This is a genomic window from Streptomyces caelestis, assembly GCF_014205255.1.
Classification (GTDB): Bacteria; Actinomycetota; Actinomycetes; order Streptomycetales; family Streptomycetaceae; genus Streptomyces; species Streptomyces caelestis.
Map to the genome: position 1 here is coordinate 2,223,229 of NZ_JACHNE010000001.1, position 16,932 is coordinate 2,240,160.

13 protein-coding genes and 1 tRNA gene are annotated in these 16,932 nt (G+C 69.7%); 7 read left to right on the plus strand and 7 right to left on the minus strand.

What is annotated here, in order from left to right; all coding sequences use genetic code 11:
* The first annotated feature begins 48 nt into the window (after nucleotides 1-48).
* The 4 genes from HDA41_RS10050 to HDA41_RS10065 are packed head-to-tail and all read left to right on the plus strand — an operon-like array spanning nucleotide 49 to nucleotide 4,398.
* Nucleotides 49-978 carry a branched-chain amino acid ABC transporter permease gene (locus HDA41_RS10050; RefSeq protein WP_184982674.1) on the plus strand — a complete coding sequence of 310 codons (930 nt, stop codon included), beginning with the start codon at nucleotides 49-51 and terminating at the stop codon, nucleotides 976-978.
* Nucleotides 979-983: 5 nt separating this feature from the next.
* Nucleotides 984-2,813 carry a branched-chain amino acid ABC transporter permease gene (locus tag HDA41_RS10055; protein WP_230299565.1) on the plus strand — a complete coding sequence of 610 codons (1,830 nt, stop codon included), beginning with the start codon at nucleotides 984-986 and terminating at the stop codon, nucleotides 2,811-2,813.
* Between the two features lie 5 nt (nucleotides 2,814-2,818).
* Nucleotides 2,819-3,685 (plus strand): ABC transporter ATP-binding protein, encoded by an 867-nt coding sequence (locus HDA41_RS10060; RefSeq protein WP_184982675.1) that lies wholly within the window; start codon nucleotides 2,819-2,821, stop codon nucleotides 3,683-3,685.
* Nucleotides 3,682-4,398 carry an ABC transporter ATP-binding protein gene (locus tag HDA41_RS10065; RefSeq protein ID WP_184982676.1) on the plus strand — a complete coding sequence of 239 codons (717 nt, stop codon included), beginning with the start codon at nucleotides 3,682-3,684 and terminating at the stop codon, nucleotides 4,396-4,398. Before HDA41_RS10060 ends, HDA41_RS10065 begins: the two co-directional genes overlap by 4 nt.
* Before the next feature lie 81 nt (nucleotides 4,399-4,479).
* On the opposite strand, the gene HDA41_RS10070 is transcribed toward HDA41_RS10065, so the two are convergent.
* Nucleotides 4,480-5,136 carry an ANTAR domain-containing response regulator gene (locus HDA41_RS10070; RefSeq protein ID WP_184982677.1) on the minus strand — a complete coding sequence of 219 codons (657 nt, stop codon included), beginning with the start codon at nucleotides 5,134-5,136 and terminating at the stop codon, nucleotides 4,480-4,482.
* Between the two features lie 104 nt (nucleotides 5,137-5,240).
* Here HDA41_RS10070 and HDA41_RS10075 point away from each other — a divergent pair.
* Nucleotides 5,241-5,314, plus strand: a tRNA-Leu gene (locus tag HDA41_RS10075).
* 105 nt (nucleotides 5,315-5,419) lie between these two features.
* Nucleotides 5,420-6,187 (plus strand): helix-turn-helix domain-containing protein, encoded by a 768-nt coding sequence (locus HDA41_RS10080; RefSeq protein ID WP_184982678.1) that lies wholly within the window; start codon nucleotides 5,420-5,422, stop codon nucleotides 6,185-6,187.
* Between the two features lie 7 nt (nucleotides 6,188-6,194).
* On the opposite strand, the gene pyk is transcribed toward HDA41_RS10080, so the two are convergent.
* Together pyk and HDA41_RS10090 are read right to left on the minus strand one after the other, a co-directional pair.
* Entirely contained in the window at nucleotides 6,195-7,631 is a 1,437-nt protein-coding gene (pyk, locus tag HDA41_RS10085) for a pyruvate kinase (RefSeq protein WP_184982680.1), read from the minus strand.
* A 155-nt stretch (nucleotides 7,632-7,786) separates the two neighbouring features.
* Entirely contained in the window at nucleotides 7,787-8,500 is a 714-nt protein-coding gene (locus tag HDA41_RS10090) for an SIMPL domain-containing protein (RefSeq protein ID WP_184982682.1), read from the minus strand.
* Between the two features lie 161 nt (nucleotides 8,501-8,661).
* On the opposite strand from HDA41_RS10090, the gene HDA41_RS10095 reads away from it, so the two are divergent.
* Complete coding sequence (locus HDA41_RS10095) at nucleotides 8,662-10,467, plus strand: bifunctional metallophosphatase/5'-nucleotidase (RefSeq protein ID WP_184982685.1); 1,806 nt, start codon at nucleotides 8,662-8,664, stop codon at nucleotides 10,465-10,467.
* A gap of 13 nt (nucleotides 10,468-10,480) precedes the next feature.
* Here the strand turns inward: HDA41_RS10095 and HDA41_RS10100 are convergent, their stop codons facing one another.
* The 4 genes from HDA41_RS10100 to HDA41_RS10115 all read right to left on the minus strand — a co-directional run bounded on the left by HDA41_RS10100 (nucleotide 10,481) and on the right by HDA41_RS10115 (nucleotide 16,903).
* Nucleotides 10,481-11,923, minus strand: coding sequence for a lysine N(6)-hydroxylase/L-ornithine N(5)-oxygenase family protein (locus tag HDA41_RS10100; RefSeq protein ID WP_184982687.1), 1,443 nt, complete (start codon nucleotides 11,921-11,923; stop codon nucleotides 10,481-10,483).
* The gene (locus tag HDA41_RS10105) at nucleotides 11,920-13,326 is read right to left on the minus strand and encodes a pyridoxal phosphate-dependent decarboxylase family protein (protein ID WP_184982689.1); all 1,407 of its coding nucleotides are present in this window, start codon (nucleotides 13,324-13,326) and stop codon (nucleotides 11,920-11,922) included. Before HDA41_RS10105 ends, HDA41_RS10100 begins: the two co-directional genes overlap by 4 nt.
* A gap of 372 nt (nucleotides 13,327-13,698) precedes the next feature.
* The gene (pepN, locus tag HDA41_RS10110) at nucleotides 13,699-16,200 is read right to left on the minus strand and encodes an aminopeptidase N (protein WP_184982691.1); all 2,502 of its coding nucleotides are present in this window, start codon (nucleotides 16,198-16,200) and stop codon (nucleotides 13,699-13,701) included.
* Nucleotides 16,201-16,267: 67 nt separating this feature from the next.
* Nucleotides 16,268-16,903 (minus strand): response regulator, encoded by a 636-nt coding sequence (locus HDA41_RS10115; protein ID WP_184982692.1) that lies wholly within the window; start codon nucleotides 16,901-16,903, stop codon nucleotides 16,268-16,270.
* Nucleotides 16,904-16,932: the final 29 nt, after the last annotated feature.

Sequence of the window (16,932 nt, forward strand, 5' to 3'; positions counted from 1 at the left end):
GCGCTCCCGCGCGGCGCCATATCCGAACCACTCCACGGAGGCCCTGCGGTGAACGAACTGCCGCAACAGCTGGCCAATGGACTCATCCTCGGCGCGATGTACGGTCTCATCGCGATCGGCTACACGATGGTCTACGGCATCGTCCAGCTCATCAACTTCGCCCACGGCGAGATCTTCATGGTCGGGGGCTTCGGGGCCCTCACCGTCTGGCTCGTACTCCCCGACGGCTTCGGCCTCGCCGCAGCGGTCCCCCTCATGATCCTCGGCGGCATCATCGTCTCCGTCGCCGTCGCCACCGCGGCGGAACGCTTCGCCTACCGGCCCCTGCGCACCGCGCCACGGCTCGCACCCCTCATCACCGCGATCGGCCTGTCCATCGTCCTGCAGCAGGTCGTATGGATGTGGTACCCGGACGCCAAGAAGGACCGCTCCTTCCCGCAGTTCGACGGCGGTCCCCTCGATATCTTCGGCGCCAACATCCAGCGCGGCGACCTCTTCGTCCTCATCGCCGCCCCGCTGTGCATGGTCGCCCTGGGCCTCTTCGTGACGAAGACCCGCTCCGGCCGCGGCATGCAGGCCACCGCCCAGGACCCCGACACCGCCAAGCTCATGGGCGTCAACACCGACCGCATCATCGTCATGGCCTTCGCCATCGGTGCCGCGTTCGCCGCCATCGCCGCCGTCGCCTACGGCCTCAAGAACGGCCAAGTCGGCTTCCGCATGGGCTTCCTGATGGGCCTCAAGGCCTTCACCGCCGCCGTCCTCGGCGGCATCGGCAACATCTACGGCGCCATGCTCGGCGGCATCGTCCTCGGCGTCGCCGAGGCCCTCGCCACCGGCTACATCGGCAACATTCCCGGCATGGAACTCTTCGGCGGCGGCGCCTGGAAGGACGTATGGGCGTTCAGCCTGCTCATCCTCGTCCTGCTCCTCAGGCCACAAGGCCTGCTCGGCGAACGCGTCGCGGATCGGGCGTGATACCCATGACCACCAACATTCCCACCGACAAGACGACGGACACCACCAAGGTGCCCACTGCACCGGCCACCCCCGTCGTCCCCCTGCCGCCCGCAGCGGCACGCGCCACCACCGTCACCGGCTCCGCGCTCGCCCTCGTCGGCACCTTCCTCGCCTGGACCTGGACCGACGAGTTCCCCGGCAACCTCACCGTCACCGGCTACCCCGGCGGCCTGCAGGTGCTCACCCTCGCCGGAGCCGCACTCACCCTGCTGTTCGCCCTCTCCGGCTACGGCATCCGAGGCCTCGGCTGGCTCACCCCCGGCGGCACCAACAGCCCCGTCCTGCTGAGCACCCTCGGCGTCCTCGGCACCACCGGCTACGCCATCGGCGCCATCGCCTACGAACTCGGCGGCCTCGTCAACCTCGAACCCGGCGCCTGGGTCTCCGGCATGGGCGCCCTCCTCGCCGTCATAGGCGCCCTCGGTCTCCCCGTCGACCAGCCCTACGGCGCCGACGACCCGAAGCCCAGCCTCTGGGGCCGGATCCGCCACTCCCTCACCGCTCCCGAACCCGGCCGCGCCAAGGAACTCCCCTCCTGGGTGGAGATCCTGATCATCGCCGCCGGCTTCGGCGTCGGCCTGTACGTCTTCGCGTACGGCATCGGCACCGAGTACTCCGAGCTGTTCATCGGCTTCCTGATCACCGCCGCGTTCGGCTTCACCGCCGTCACCCGGGCAGGACTCCTCAAGCGGCTCTCCGCACTCACCGCCAAACACCGCAACGTCGCCCTCGCGGCCGCCTTCGCCGCCGCGATCTGCTTCCCCTTCACCCAGAGCAACGACCAGTTCGCCCTCATCGGCGCGAACATCCTCATCTTCGCCACCGTCGCCCTGGGCCTCAACGTCGTCGTCGGCCTCGCCGGCCTCCTCGACCTGGGATACGTCGCCTTCCTCGGCGTCGGCGCCTACGCCGCCGCCCTGGTCTCCGGCTCCCCGCAGTCGACCTTCGGCGTTCACTTCCCCTTCTGGGCGGCCGTCCTCACCGGCGCCGCCGCCTCGCTGATCTTCGGCGTGGTGATCGGTGCCCCGACCCTGCGACTGCGCGGCGACTACCTCGCCATCGTGACCCTCGGTTTCGGTGAGATCTTCCGCATCACCATGAACAACCTGAACGGCAACAGCGGACCGGACGTCACCAACGGCTCCAACGGCGTCCCCAACATCCCGGACCTGGAGATCTTCGGCTTCAACCTTGGACTACCGCACAACGTCCTCGGCCACGAACTCACCCGCTCCGGCAACTACTACCTGCTGATGCTGCTGTTCACCGCCATCGTCGTCATGGTCTTCCGCCGCTCGGCGGAGTCCCGCATCGGCCGCGCGTGGGTCGCCATCCGCGAGGACGAGACCGCCGCCACCGCGATGGGCATCAACGGCTTCCGCCTCAAGCTCCTCGCCTTCGCACTCGGCGCCTCCCTCGCCGGCCTCGCCGGCACCGTCCAGGCGCACGTGTCGTACAGCGTCACCCCCGAGCAGTACCAGTTCGCCGGCTCCGTACCGCCGAACTCGGCCTTCCTGCTCGCCGCCGTCATCCTTGGCGGCATGGGCACCATCAGCGGACCCCTCATCGGCGCCGCGCTGCTGTACCTCATCCCCGCCAAACTCCAGTTCATGGCGGAGTACCAGCTGCTCCTCTTCGGCGTCGCGCTCATGCTCCTCATGCGCTTCCGCCCCGAAGGCCTGGTCGCCGACCGCAGGAAGCAACTCGAATTCCACGAGACCGGACAGCTCGACGTACCGGAGGACAAGTCGCTGCCCGACGGCGCGACCGGCGTCGCCAAGGCAGGGGCGTGACCGCCATGACCACCACCACACCCACCACCACGACGGTCCTCGACGCCTCCGGCGTCACCATGCGCTTCGGCGGTCTCACCGCCGTACGCTCCGTCGACCTCACCGTCAACAGCGGCGAGATCGTCGGCCTCATCGGACCCAACGGCGCCGGCAAGACCACCTTCTTCAACTGCCTCACCGGCCTGTACGTCCCCACCGAAGGCACCGTCAAGTACCGGGACACCGTCCTGCCGCCCCGGCCGCACCTGGTCACCCAGGCCGGCATCGCCCGCACCTTCCAGAACATCCGGCTCTTCGCCAACATGACCGTCCTGGAAAACGTGCTGGTCGGACGCCACACCCGCACCAAGGAAGGCCTCTGGTCGGCCCTCCTGCGGCTGCCCGGCTTCAAGAAGGCCGAGCAGGAGTCCCGTGAACGCGCCATGGAACTCCTGGAGTTCACCGGACTCGCCGCCAAGGCAGACCACCTCGCCCGCAACCTGCCCTACGGCGAGCAGCGCAAGCTGGAGATCGCCCGGGCGCTGGCGAGCGAACCCGGTCTGCTGCTGCTCGACGAGCCCACCGCCGGCATGAACCCGCAGGAGACCCGCGCCGCCGAGGAACTGATCTTCGCCATCCGCGACAAGGGCATCGCCGTCCTCGTCATCGAACACGACATCCGGTTCATCATGAACCTCTGCGACCGCGTCGCCGTGCTCGTCCAGGGCGAGAAGATCGTCGAAGGGCCCGCCGAAGTCGTCCAGGCCGACGAACGCGTCATCGCCGCCTACCTCGGCACCCCCTTCGAGGGCGCACCAGGCAAGGAGGAAGCCGCCGAGGTCGAAGCCGCGGAGGCCGAGGCACAGAGCACCACAGAAGGGGACGACAAGTGACCGCACTGCTGGAGGTCGAGGACCTCAGGGTCGCCTACGGCAAGATCGAGGCCGTCAAGGGCATCTCGTTCAAGGTCGACGCGGGCGAGGTCGTCACCCTCATCGGCACCAACGGCGCCGGCAAGACCACCACCCTGCGCACCCTGTCCGGACTTCTCCAGCCGGTCTCCGGCGAGATCAGGTTCGACGGCAAGTCGCTGAAGAAGATCCCCGCCCACAAGGTGGTCTCACTGGGCCTCGCCCACTCCCCCGAGGGCCGGCACATCTTCCCCCGCATGACCATCGAGGACAACCTCCGCCTCGGCGCGTTCCTGCGCAACGACAAGGAGGGCATCGAGAAGGACATCAAACGCGCCTACGACCTGTTCCCCATCCTCGGGGAGCGCCGGAAGCAGGCCGCCGGCACCCTCTCGGGCGGTGAGCAGCAGATGCTCGCCATGGGACGGGCCCTGATGTCCCGGCCCAAGCTGCTCATGCTCGACGAACCCTCCATGGGTCTCTCCCCGATCATGATGCAGAAGATCATGGCGACCATCCAGGAGCTGAAGGCTCAGGGCACCACCATCCTGCTCATCGAGCAGAACGCCCAGGCCGCCCTCTCCCTGGCCGACCACGGCCACGTCATGGAAGTCGGCAAGATCGTCCTGTCCGGCACCGGCCAGGACCTGCTCCACGACGAGTCGGTCCGCAAGGCGTACCTCGGCGAGGACTGACTTCCGTAATCGCCGATACGACGAGGCCCGCGCCCCTGCTTCCAGGGAACGCGGGCCTCGCGCACATAACGGAGGGCTCGATCAGCCCTTGGACGCCTTCTTCTCCTCCGCGTCGTCGATGACCGCCTCCGCGACCTGCTGCATCGACATCCGCCGGTCCATCGACGTCTTCTGGATCCACCGGAACGCGGCGGGCTCGGTCAGCCCGTACTCCGTCTGGAGGATCGACTTGGCCCGGTCCACCAGCTTCCGCGTCTCCAGCCGCAGCGTGAGGTCCGCGACCTCCTTCTCCAGCTCCTTCAGCTCCGTGAAACGCGAGACGGCCATCTCGATCGCCGGGACGACGTCGGTCTTGCTGAACGGCTTCACCAGGTAGGCCATGGCACCCGCGTCCCGGGCCCGCTCCACGAGGTCGCGCTGCGAGAAGGCGGTCAGCATCAGCACCGGCGCGATGCTCTCCTCGGCGATCTTCTCGGCCGCGGAGATACCGTCCAGCTTCGGCATCTTCACGTCCAGGATCACCAGGTCGGGGCGGTGCTCACGAGCCAGCTCCACGGCCTGCTCCCCGTCGCCGGCCTCACCGACGACGGTGTACCCCTCCTCCTCCAGCATCTCTTTGAGATCGAGCCGGATCAGGGCCTCGTCCTCGGCGATGACGACCCGCGTCGTCATCGGAGGCACGTGCGAGTTGTCCTCATCAGGCACGTCAACAGGCTGGGGCGACTCGGGGGCGCTCACGTGGGCTCCTTGGTACGGGGCAGGCCGGTACTGCTCCCAAGAGCGTACCTAGCTGCGGTATGGTGGACGGGCAGCGGGTCGAGGTAAATCTTCGATTCGCAGGAGCTCCGGTAGTCCAATCGGCAGAGACGATACCCTCAAAAGGTATTCAGTGTGGGTTCGAGTCCCACCCGGGGCACTTTTCCTGAGATTCCAAGGTCACAACGCCAAGCGGATGTCCACGTTCTCGTGAACATCCGCTTTTTGCTGTGTGTCGCCGCGATCAGCCTCCCACAGTGTCCATATGTACGACGTGGACACACGCAAGCGAGCACTTGCCCTGGTGGCACAGGGCCGCAGCCTGAACTCGGTCAGCAAGGAGATGGGCATCTCCCGACACGCGATCACGAATTGGCTGAGTCGGCTTGAGCCGCTGCCCCGGACTCCGCCTTGCGTCCGGTGCCTGGAATCCCCCGGAATCCCCGAAGACACAGCGGCGTACGCCTACCTACTCGGCCTTTACCTCGGCGACGGCTACATCATCTCCAAGCCCAAGCAGCACTACCTCATGATCACCTGCACTGCCTCGTGGCCTGGTCTGGTCGACGCCGCCGAGGAAGCCATGCGCAAGGTCCTCCCCTGGCCCAGTGTCAACCGCCTTCAGAGGGCAGGGTGCGTCGACGTCAAGTCCTACACACGGCATTGGGTGTGTCTGCTCCCCCAGCACGGCCCCGGCAAGAAACACGAACGTCCCATCGCCCTCGAGCCCTGGCAGCAAGCCATCGTCGACGCCCACCCTTGGGAGTTCATCCGGGGCCTCATCCACTCCGACGGCTGCCGGATCACGAACTGGACGACCCGCATGGTCGCTGGCGAGCGGAAGCGCTACGAATACCCGCGGTACCTGTTCTCCAACAAGTCGGACGACATCCGGAAGCTCTTCACGGATGCCCTCGACACGGTGGGCGTCGAATGGAGCACGCTGGCCCGCGGGAGCGACCCGTTCAACATCTCCGTCGCCCGCAAAGCCTCCGTAGCCCTCATGGACGCCCACGTAGGCCCCAAGTACTGACGGCGCCCTACTTCGGGCTGTCGTCCTCGCCGATGTGGTGGACGCGGACCATGTTCGTCGAGCCGGAGACGCCGGGCGGGGAGCCGGCCGTGATGACGACCGTGTCGCCCTTCTGGCAGCGGCCGTAGCGCAGGAGCAGTTCGTCGACCTGGTCGACCATCGCGTCCGTCGAGTCAACGTACGGCCCCAGGAACGTCTCCACGCCCCAGGTCAGGCTGAGTTGGGAGCGCGTCGCTTGGTCGGGGGTGAAGGCGAGGAGGGGGATCGGGGAGCGGTAGCGGGAGAGGCGGCGGGCCGTGTCGCCGGACTGGGTGAAGGCGACCAGGAAGCGGGCGCCGAGGAAGTCGCCCATTTCGGCTGCCGCTCGCGCCACCGCGCCGCCCTGGGTGCGGGGCTTGTTGCGTTCCGTCAGGGGCGGCAGGCCCTTGGCCAGAATGTCTTCCTCGGCGGCTTCGACAATGCGCGCCATCGTGCGGACCGTTTCGATGGCGTGCTTGCCGACGCTGGTCTCGCCGGAGAGCATCACCGCGTCCGTGCCGTCGATGACCGCGTTGGCGACGTCGGAGGCCTCCGCGCGGGTCGGGCGGGCGTTGTCGATCATCGAGTCGAGCATTTGCGTGGCGACGATGACCGGTTTGGCGTTGCGTTTCGCCAGTTTGATCGCGCGCTTTTGAACGATCGGGACCTGTTCCAGCGGCATTTCGACGCCGAGGTCTCCGCGGGCGACCATGATGCCGTCGAATGCCGCGACGATGTCTTCGATGTTCTCCACCGCCTGGGGTTTTTCGACCTTGGCGATGACGGGGAGTCGGCGGCCTTCTTCGTCCATGATGCGGTGGACGTCGTGGATGTCGCGGCCGGTGCGGACGAAGGAGAGGGCGATGACGTCGGCGCCGGTGCGCAGGGCCCAGCGGAGGTCGTCCTCGTCCTTCTTGGAGAGGGCGGGGACGGAGACGGCGACGCCGGGGAGGTTGAGGCCCTTGTGGTCGGAGATGACGCCGCCCTCGATGACCGTGGTGTGGACGCGGGGGCCGTCGACGCCGGTGACTTCCAGGCAGACTTTGCCGTCGTCGACGAGGATGCGTTCGCCGGTGGTGACGTCGTCCGCGAGGCCGGCGTAGGTGGTGCTGCAGATGTCGCGGTCGCCTTGGACGCCTTCTTCGACGGTGATGGTGAAGGTGTCGCCGCGTTCAAGGAGTACGGGGCCTTCGGTGAAGCGGCCGAGCCGGATTTTCGGGCCTTGAAGGTCGGCGAGGACTCCGACACTGCGGCCCGTTTCGTCGGCGGCCTTTCGTACCCGGTGGTAGCGCTCCTCGTGTTCGGCGTGTTCGCCGTGGCTGAGGTTGAAGCGTGCTACGTCCATTCCGGCGTCGACCAGGGCTTTGATCTGGTCGTACGAGTCGGTGGCGGGCCCAAGAGTACAGACGATCTTTGCTCGGCGCATGGTCCGAGCCTATGAGTTACCGACCGGTAGAGAATTGGTCGAGCGTGACGACTCAACAGACTTTGAGTGAAGCGTTATGACAAGCGTTGAATTGTGCGGCGGGGTGCTCCGATGAGCACCCCGGGGAATTCGGTCGGGTTTTCGGAAGAGGCCGGCTAGAGCTGCGGCGGCACCATCGTGAAGCGGGCGTTGATCTGGGCGTGGACCCGCTGGCGCTGGGGTTCGAGGTCGAGCGGGGCCACGGCGTTCTCGGCGGCGCCGAAGGCGGCGGTACGTGCGCGGCCGGGGGCCTGGGGGTAGGGCGGCGGGGCGCTCTCGGCGCCGATGTCGGCGAGTTCGACCAGGGCGGAGAGGGTGGTGCCGAGCGCTTCGGCGTACTCGCGGGCGCGCTGGACGGCTTCCCGCACGGCCTTCTTGCGGGCTTCGCGGTGGGCGGGCGAGTCGGGGCGCAGGGCCCACCAGGGGCCGTCGACGCGGGTGAGTTCGAGGTCGGCGAGGCGGGTGGTGAGTTCGCCGAGGGCGGTGAAGTCGGTGAGTTCGGCGGTGACGTGGACGCTGCCGTGGTAGGTGCGGACGCGTTCGCCGCGACCGTGCTTGGTGAGTTCGGGGGTGATGGAGAAGGCGCCGGTCTCCAGGCGTTCGACGGCGTCGGCGTAGGACTTGACGAGGTCGAGGACGACGGCGTTGCGGCGGGTGAGGTCGTCGAGGGCGGAGCGGCGGTCGCGGCCGCGGGCGGCGACGGTGATGCCTATGCGGGCGATCTCGGGGTCGACTTCGAGGCGGGCCTCGCCGCGGACGGCGATGCGGGGGGCGTCGGGTGTGCCGTAGGGGACGGCGGGCTGGGAGGCGTCTGCCGTGGGCGCGGTCATACGTCCCACTCTGTCATGTCTTGGCTGGCCACAGGGGTGGAGTCGGTGGGCCGAGTCATCAGATCGCAACCTGGCGGGACTGTTGCGGCCGGTCATGGCCGGGTCAGAATCTACGCGCGTTATCTACGCGCGTCGTTCACAGATTCCGCGAGGAGCCAGACATGCCGTTGAACCGCCGGAAGTTCCTGGAGAAGTCCGCCGTGACCGGGGCGGGGGTGGCGCTGGCCGGTGCGGTCGGGGCGCCGGGTGCGCAGGCGGCCGAGGCGAGCGGGGGCGAGCGGGGCGTGAAGCGGTACGCCTTCACCGTGCTGGGGACGACGGACCTGCACGGGAACGTCTTCAACTGGGACTACTTCACGGACAAGGAATTCGACGACAAGGACCACAACGACATCGGTCTCGCCAAGGTCTCGACGCTGGTGAACCGCGTCCGCGAGGAGAAGGGCCGCCGCAACACGCTGCTGATCGACGCGGGCGACACCATCCAGGGCACTCAGTTGTCGTACTACTACGCCAAGGTCGATCCGATCACGGCCGAGGGCGGCCCCGTGCACCCGATGGCGCAGGCCATGAACGCCATGGGCTATGACGCGGCGGCGCTCGGCAACCACGAGTTCAACTACGGCATTCCGGTGCTGCGGAAGTTCGAGCAGCAGTGCCGTTTCCCGCTGCTGGGTGCGAACGCGCTGGACGCTAAGACGCTGCGGCCGGCCTTCGCGCCGTACAGCATGCACCGGCTGCGCACGCCGTTCGGGCGGGACGTGAAGGTGGCGGTGCTGGGTCTGACGAACCCGGGGATCGCGATCTGGGACAAGGCGAACGTGCAGGGGAAGATGACGTTCCCGGGTCTGGAGGAGCAGGCGGCGAAGTGGGTGCCGAAGCTGCGGTCGATGGGCGCGGACGTCGTCATCGTGTCGGCGCACAGCGGTTCGTCGGGGACGTCGTCCTACGGTGACCAGCTGCCGTACATCGAGAACGCGGCGGGGCTGGTGGCCGAGCAGGTTCCGGGCATCGACGCGATCCTGGTCGGGCACGCGCACACGGAGATCCCGGAGTACTTCGTCACCAACAAGAAGACCGGCAAGCAGGTGGTGCTGTCGGAGCCGCTCAAGTGGGGTCAGCGGCTGACGCTCTTCGACTTCGAGCTGGTGTGGGGCAAGGGCCGCTGGACGGTCGAGAAGGTGGGCGCGCAAGTCCTGAACTCCAACACCGTTCAGGAGGACCCGAAGATCGTCCGGCTGCTGTCGGACGAACACGAGAAGGTCGTGGCGTACGTCAACCAGGTCATCGGCACGAACGCGGCGGAGATGACGTCGGCCGAGGCGCCGTACAAGGACGTGCCGATCATCGATCTGATCAACCACATCCAGGCGGACACGGTGAAGCAGGCCCTGGCGGGCACGGAGCACGCCGCGCTGCCGGTGCTGTCGCAGGCGGCGTGCTTCTCGCGGTCCGCCCGGATTCCGGCGGGCGAGGTGACGATCAGGGACGTGGCGGGTCTGTACGTCTTCGAGAACACGCTGGAGGCGCGTCTGATGACGGGTGCGCAGATGAAGGCGTATCTGGAGTTCTCGGCGAACTATTTCGTGCAGACGGCGCCGGGTGCTGCGGTGGATCCGGCGAAGCTGACGAACGCGAACGGCACGCCGGACTACAACTACGACGTGGTGAGCGGTCTTTCGTACGAGATCGACATCGCGAAGCCGGCCGGTTCGCGGGTGACGAACGTGCGGTTCGAGGGGCAGCCGCTGGCGGACGACGCGAAGTTCGTGTTCGCGGTGAACAACTACCGGGCCAACGGCGGCGGCAACTTCCCGCATGTCGCCGCCGCGCAGGTGCTGTGGTCGAACTCGGACGAGATCCGCAACACCATGATCGCCTGGGTGAAGGCGAAGGGCGCCGTCGATCCGGCCGAGTTCGCGGCGGTGGACTGGAAGCTCACGCGGAACGGCACGCCCGTCTTCTGAGCAGGGGGCTTCATCACCTTCGGTCGACGAGCGGGGTCAGCGCCGGTGCCTCACGGGGTGGCGGGACCTGCTGCCGCTGGGTGAGGCCGAAGGTGGTGAAGGCGGTGCGGCGCGGGAGCGCGTAGGCCTCCCCGCCGGTCAGGGAGTTGAGGATGAGCGCGCTGCGCCAGGCGGCGAGGCCGAGGTCCGGGGCGCCGATGCCGTGGGTGTGGGTCTCGGCGTTCTGGACGTACACCGTGCCGGTGACGGACGGGTCGAGGACGAGGCGGTAGTCCTCGTCGAGGCGGGGCCGCTCCTGGCTGTCGCGGCGCATGTAGGGGTCGAGGCCGGCGAGGATGCGGTCGAGGGGGCGTTCGCGGTAGCCGGTGGCGAGGACGACGGCGTCGGTGGTGAGGCGGGAGCGGCTGTCCTGCCGGCCGTGTTCCAGGTGCAGTTCGACCTTGGTCGTCGCGACGCGGCCGGCGGTGCGGACCCGGACGCCGGGGGTGAGGACGGCGTCGGGCCAGCCGCCGTGCAGGGTGCGGCGGTACAGCTCGTCGTGGATGGCGGCGATGGTGGCGGCGTCGATGCCCTTGTGCAGCTGCCACTGCCCGGCGACGAGCCGGTCGCGGGCGGACTCGGGCAGGGCGTGGAAGTAGCGGGTGTGGTCGGGGGTGAAGTGCTCCAGGCCGAGCTTGGAGTACTCCATCGGTGCGAAGGCCTCGGTGCGGCCGAGCCAGTGGAGCTTCTCGCGCCCGGCGGGCCTGCCCCGCAGCAGGTCGAGGAAGATTTCGGCGCCGGACTGTCCGATGCCCACGACGGTGACGTGCTCGGCGGCGAGCAGGGCGTCGCGGTGGTCGAGGTAGTCGGCGGCGTGCACGACGGGCACGCCGGGGGCCTCGACGAGGGGTTTGAGGGGGTCGGGGACGTAGGGCTCGGTGCCGATGCCGAGGACGACGTTGTGCGTGTAGGTCCGGCCCAGGGCCTCCGCTTCTCCGTCGGCGTCGAGCTGGGTGAAGTCGACTTCGAAGAGGTCGCGTTCGGGGTTCCAGCGCACGGCGTCGACCTGGTGGCCGAAGTGCAGCGCCGGGAGGTTCTCGCAGACCCAGCGGCAGTAGGCGTCGTACTCGGCACGCTGGATGTGGAAGCGCTCGGCGAGGTAGAAGGGGAAGAGCCGCTCGCGGGACCTGAGGTAGTTGAGGAAGGTCCAGGGGCTGGTGGGGTCGGCGAGGGTCACCAGGTCGGCGAGGAACGGGACCTGGATGGTGGCGCCTTCGATGAGCAGGCCGGAGTGCCAGCCGAAGGCGGGGCGCTGCTCGTAGAAGGCGGTGTCGAGTTCGCCGAGCGGGTGGGCGAGCGCGGCGAGGGACAGGTTGAACGGGCCGATGCCGATGCCGACCAGGTCGCGGGGTGCGTCGGGCTCGTGGTGCGGGTGCGGGTGCGGGTGCTGGGGTGGGGTGGCCGGGGCGGGGTTCATCGGGGGGTGTGTCCTTCCACGAGTGTCGCTTGCCGCGCTGCCACGAGGCGGAGCAGCGCGGCCAGGTCGTCGGGCCCGGTGGTGGGGTTGAGGAGGGTGGCCTTGAGCCAGAGCCGGCCGTCGAGGCGGGCCCGGCCGAGGACGGCGCGGCCGTCGGTGAGGAGCGCGCGGCGTACGGCGGCCACGGTGTCGTCGGTGGCGCCCGCGGGCCGGAACAGGACCGTGCTGATGGCCGGCTGGGCGTGGAGCTCGAAGCCGGGGTGTTCGTCGACGAGGGCGGCGAAGTCCCTGGCCCGGGCGCAGACCTGGTCGACGAGCGCGCCGAGGCCGCTGCGGCCGAGGGTCTTGAGGGTGACGGCGGCCTTGAGGACGTCGGGGCGGCGGGTGGTGCGCAGGGAGCGGCCGAGCAGGTCGGGGAGGCCGGCTTCCGTGTCGTCGGTGGCGTTGAGGTAGTCGGCGCGGTACCGCAGGGCGGTGAGGTCGCGGGGGTTCTTGACGGCCAGGAGGCCGGCGGCGACCGGCTGCCAGCCGAGTTTGTGCAGGTCGAGGGTGACGGTGTCGGCGGCGTCGAGCCCGGTGAGCCGGGCGCGGTGACGGTCGCTGAAGAGGAGGCCTCCGCCGTAGGCGGCGTCGATGTGCAGCCGGGCGCCGTGGGCCGCGCAGCGGGCGGTGATCTCGGGCAGGGGGTCGATGAGTCCGGCGTCGGTGGTGCCGGCGGTGGCGGCGACGAGCAGCGGGCCGGGCAGCCGGGACAGGGCCGCGTCGAGTGCGGCGGGGTGGAGTGTGCCGGCCGGGGCGGGTACGACGACGGGCTCGGGCAGCCCGAGCAGCCAGGCGGCACGGGCCAGCGAGTGGTGGGCGTTCGCCCCGCACACCAGCCGCACGGACCCGCCGTAGGCCTCCCGTGCGAGGAGGAGGGCGAGCTGGTTGGACTCGGTGCCGCCGGTGGTGATCAGGGAGTCGGGGTCCGTGTCCGCGTCTTCCCCGGGCCCGTAGATCTCGGCGGCCAGTGCCCTCGCGACGAGCGTCTCCAGTTCGGATGCCGCCGGGGCCTGGTCCCAGGAGTCCAGGGACGGGTTGAGGGCCGAGGCCGCGAGGTCTGCGGCGGTGGCGAGGGCGAGGGGCGGGCAGTGGAGGTGGGCGGCGCACAGGGGGTGTGCCGGGTCGGCGGCGCCTTCGGCGAACGCGCGGACCAGGGTGCGCAGGGCGTGCGGGTCGCCCTGGTCGGGCAGGGCCTCGCCCAGCGCCTCCCGCGTTCGCGCCGCGACGATGTCCGGCCCGCCCGCCGGCAGTGGTCCTCCACGGGCCCGGGCGCCCTCGTCCAGCGCGTGGAGCACGGTGTCGAGCAACGACCGCAGGGCGCGTGGGCCTTCGGGGCCTGAGGCGAGGGGCGGCGTGCTCATAGGGGCTGTCCTCCGGGGCGCGGGGCGGGCGCGCCCGGAAAGCCCAACGACCGGATGCGGGAGGAGGTACGTCCGTACGGGGAAAACACCGCTGGCCGGCTGCCTGCCCGGGCTGCCTGTCGGAACATCCCGGCCCAGGCAAAAGCCCTGAGGGCGTCCGCGTGGGCCCGGTCGTCCACGGTTGGCCGGGACCGCGCGGGCGGGCTACGCGGTGTCGGTTCAACCGTCCTCGCTGGTCCCGAACCCTGCGGAGCCGCCCACAGCCGCGAAGCCGCCCGTTGTCCCCCCGTGCTCCCCGGCCCGGGCCGCGGGCGGGCGACCGCCCGCGCCCCGCGTCGCCGGTGCGGACACCCCTTGGACCTCCTGGATCCCCTAGCCTCCCTGGATCTCCCGGCCCTGCCGGACCCGCAGCGCCCGTGCCAGATCGTCGAGTTGGTCGGCGAGCTTGCGGCGCAGCGCCGGGATCGGGTCGGCGTCGCTCAGGCACTGCTCGCCCAGGCGCAGGTTCTCGGCGTCGACGGCGTGAGCGGGGAAGGCCCGGCCGGCGGCGACGGCGATGGCGGGGCCGCGGCGGGCTGCGACGGCGACCGCGTCCTCGTAGTAGCGGGGCACGTACTCCCGCACCAGGTCGGCTTGTTCGGGCTGCCAGAAGCCCTCGGCGGTGGCGGCGAACAGGTAGTTGGACAGCTCGTCGGTTGCGAACATGGCCTGCCACGCCTTCGCTTTGGCGTCCGGCTCGGGCAGGGCGGCCCGGCAGCGGGCGGCGCCCTCCTGGCCGGTGGCGCTCGGGTCGCGTTCCAGTTCGGCGGCGATGGCGGCCTCGTCGGTGGCGCCGAGGACGGCGAGCCGGGCGAGGACGCGCCAGCGCAGCTCTGGGTCGAGCTCCGGGCCGCCGGGCACGGTGCCGTCGGCGAGCCAGGCGGCGATGGTGTCCGGGTGGGCGGCGGCGTCGATACGGTGGCGTACGGCGATCAGGCGCAGTCCGGGATGGTCGCCGTCCTCGGTGCGGCGCATGAGGTCGCGGCACAGCTCGGAGAGCGTGGCGAGCGCGGCGGGCCTCTCCTCGGGCGTGACGTAGCGGTCGGTGATGTACGTGGCCGCGAAGGCGAGCACGCCCTGGACGATCGCGAGGTCGGTCTCCAGCGGGAGATGGGCCCGGGCGGACTCCAGGTAGGCGGTGGGCGCCAGTTCGCCGTCGCGGACGGCGTCGCGCAGGGCGTTCCAGACGACCGCGCGGGTGAGCGGTTCCGGCAGGCCGGACAGGTCCTTGCGGACGGTTTCGAAGGACTCGGGGTCGAAGCGGACCTTGGCGTAGCTGAGGTCGCCGTCGTTGAGGAGGAGCAGCGCGGGGCGTTTGCCGATGGGGTGGGCGCCGGTCTGCGGCAGGTCCAGGTGGAGGCGTTCGCGTAGGAGGAGGTGCCCGCCGTCGTCGCCGAGGTCCCGGTCGTACAGGCCGGCGGCGATGCGGTGCGGGCGGCTGCCGGCGCGGTCGACGGTGAGGGCGCAGGTGCCGTTCTCGCCGGGGGCGAGGTGCGGGCTGAGGGTGTCGACGCCGGTGGTGCGCAGCCAGGCGTCGGCCCAGGCGTGGACGTCGCGGTCGGTGGCGCCGGCGAGGGAGTCGATGAAGTCGGCGAGGGTGGCGTTGGCGAACTTGTGGCGGGCGAAGTGGGTGTTGATGCCGGCCAGGAAGTCCTTCTCGCCGAGCCAGGTCACCAGCTGGCGCAGGGCGGAGGCGCCCTTGGCGTAGGAGATGCCGTCGAAGTTGAGGAGGGCTGAGGCGGTGTCGTCGACGGCTTCGGGGGCGACGGGGTGGGTGGAGGGGCGCTGGTCGGCGTCGTAGCCCCAGGCCTTGCGGTTGACGCCGAAGTCGGTCCACGTGTCGGTGAAGCGGGTCGCCTCGGTGAGGGTCTGGTAGCCCATGTACTCGGCGAAGGACTCGTTCAGCCAGATGTCGTCCCACCACGTGAGGGTGACGAGGTCGCCGAACCACATGTGGGCCATCTCGTGGGCGACGACCATGGCGCGGGTCTGCCGCTCGGTGTCGGTGACGGCGGAGCGGTAGACGAACTCGTCGCGGAAGGTGACCAGGCCGGGGTTCTCCATGGCGCCCGCGTTGAACTCGGGGACGAAGGCCTGGTCGTAGGAGTCGAAGGGGTAGGGCTCGTCGAACTTCTCGTGGTAGCGGTCGAAGCAGGCGCGCGTGACGTCGAGGAGTTCGTCGGCGTCGGTGTCCAGGTAGGGGGCGAGCGAGCGGCGGCAGTGCAGGCCGAAGGGCAGGCCGCGGTGCTCGGTGCGCACGGAGTGCCAGGGGCCGGCGGCGACGGCGACGAGGTAGGTGGAGATCAGCGGGGTGGGGGCGGCCTTCCAGAGGCCGTCGCCGGTGTGTTCGGTGACGCCGTTGGCGAGGACGGTCCAGCCCCGCGGGGCCTTCACCGACAGTTCGAAGACGGCTTTCAGGTCGGGCTGGTCGAAGGCGGCGTAGACGCGCTGGACGTCGTCCAGGAACAGCTGCGTGTAGACGTAGGTCTCGCCGTCGGTGGGGTCGGTGAAGCGGTGCATGCCCTCGCCGGTGCGGGAGTAGCGCATGTGGGCGTGCACGCGCAGTTCGTGCTCGCCGGCCGTGAGGTTCTTCAAGGGCAGCCGGTTGCCGTCCAGGGCTTCCGGGTCGAGGGGTTGTCCGTCGAGGGTGACGGAGCGCAGCTCGGCGGGCCTGATCTCGACGAAAGTGTCCCCGTCCGCGCGGGCGCTGAACCTGATCAGGGTGCGGGAGTCGAAGACCTCGTCCCCGGTGGTCAGGTCGAGTTCGATCGTGTAGCGGTGGACGTCGAGGAGCCCTGCTCGGGTCTGCGCTTCGTCGCGCGTCAGTACGGACATGCAGGACATGCTGCCTGATGGCAAGGGCATGGCACAGAGGCGGATCGGTATGCGGCCGATGTCCGGTCTAGGTGCGGTCTTTTTCGAGCTCCCCGGCGTGCGCCCCCGCAGGCCGCTGGGGCGGCACGCGCGCGTCGGTGTGCGCCAGAGCGGACCGCTCAGGGCGTGCGGCGGACTCGGTGTGCGCCAGAGCGGACCGTTCGGGGCGTGCGGCGGACTCGGTGTGCGCCAGAGCGGACCGTTCGGGGCGTGCGGCGGACTCGGTGTGCGCCCGGACCTGGGCGCGCAGCCGGCGCACCTCCTGCTCCAGGGCGAGGTGGTGCTGGTGGGTGTCGTAGAGGTAGCGGACCTTGGTGCGCAGGGCCCAGGGGTCCACGGGTTTCATGACGAGGTCGGCGACCCCGAGGCCGAAGGCGGCGGTGGTCAGTTCCTGGTCGGTTCCGAAGCCGGTGAGCAGGATGACCGGGATGTGCTGGGTCTGTTCCACGCGCCGCATGTAGCGCACGACCTCCAGTCCGCTGACGCCGGGCATGCGCACGTCGAGCAGGAGCAGGCCGACCTGGCCGCGCAGCACCTGCTTGAGCGCCTCGTCGCCACTGGTGGCCCGGCCCAGCAGATAGCCCAGCGGGGCCAGGGCGCTCTCCAGCGCGTACAACGTGTCCTCGTGATCGTCGACGATGAGGATCCTGGTTTCCGACGGCATGGCCCGACGTCCCCTCCCTGTGGAGGAAC

What these genes read in the sequence shown, in the direction of transcription:
- HDA41_RS10080 (WP_184982678.1), top strand. Translation starts at nt 5,420, where the DNA reads ATGTACGACGTGGACACACGCAAGCGAGCACTTGCCCTGGTGGCACAG.
- HDA41_RS10105 (WP_184982689.1), bottom strand. Translation starts at nt 13,326, where the DNA reads ATGAGCACGCCGCCCCTCGCCTCAGGCCCCGAAGGCCCACGCGCCCTG.
- HDA41_RS10060 (WP_184982675.1), top strand. Translation starts at nt 2,819, where the DNA reads ATGACCACCACCACACCCACCACCACGACGGTCCTCGACGCCTCCGGC.
- pyk (WP_184982680.1), bottom strand. Translation starts at nt 7,631, where the DNA reads ATGCGCCGAGCAAAGATCGTCTGTACTCTTGGGCCCGCCACCGACTCG.
- HDA41_RS10090 (WP_184982682.1), bottom strand. Translation starts at nt 8,500, where the DNA reads ATGACCGCGCCCACGGCAGACGCCTCCCAGCCCGCCGTCCCCTACGGC.
- HDA41_RS10055 (WP_230299565.1), top strand. Translation starts at nt 984, where the DNA reads ATGACCACCAACATTCCCACCGACAAGACGACGGACACCACCAAGGTG.
- HDA41_RS10100 (WP_184982687.1), bottom strand. Translation starts at nt 11,923, where the DNA reads ATGAACCCCGCCCCGGCCACCCCACCCCAGCACCCGCACCCGCACCCG.
- pepN (WP_184982691.1), bottom strand. Translation starts at nt 16,200, where the DNA reads ATGTCCGTACTGACGCGCGACGAAGCGCAGACCCGAGCAGGGCTCCTC.
- HDA41_RS10095 (WP_184982685.1), top strand. Translation starts at nt 8,662, where the DNA reads ATGCCGTTGAACCGCCGGAAGTTCCTGGAGAAGTCCGCCGTGACCGGG.
- HDA41_RS10115 (WP_184982692.1), bottom strand. Translation starts at nt 16,903, where the DNA reads ATGCCGTCGGAAACCAGGATCCTCATCGTCGACGATCACGAGGACACG.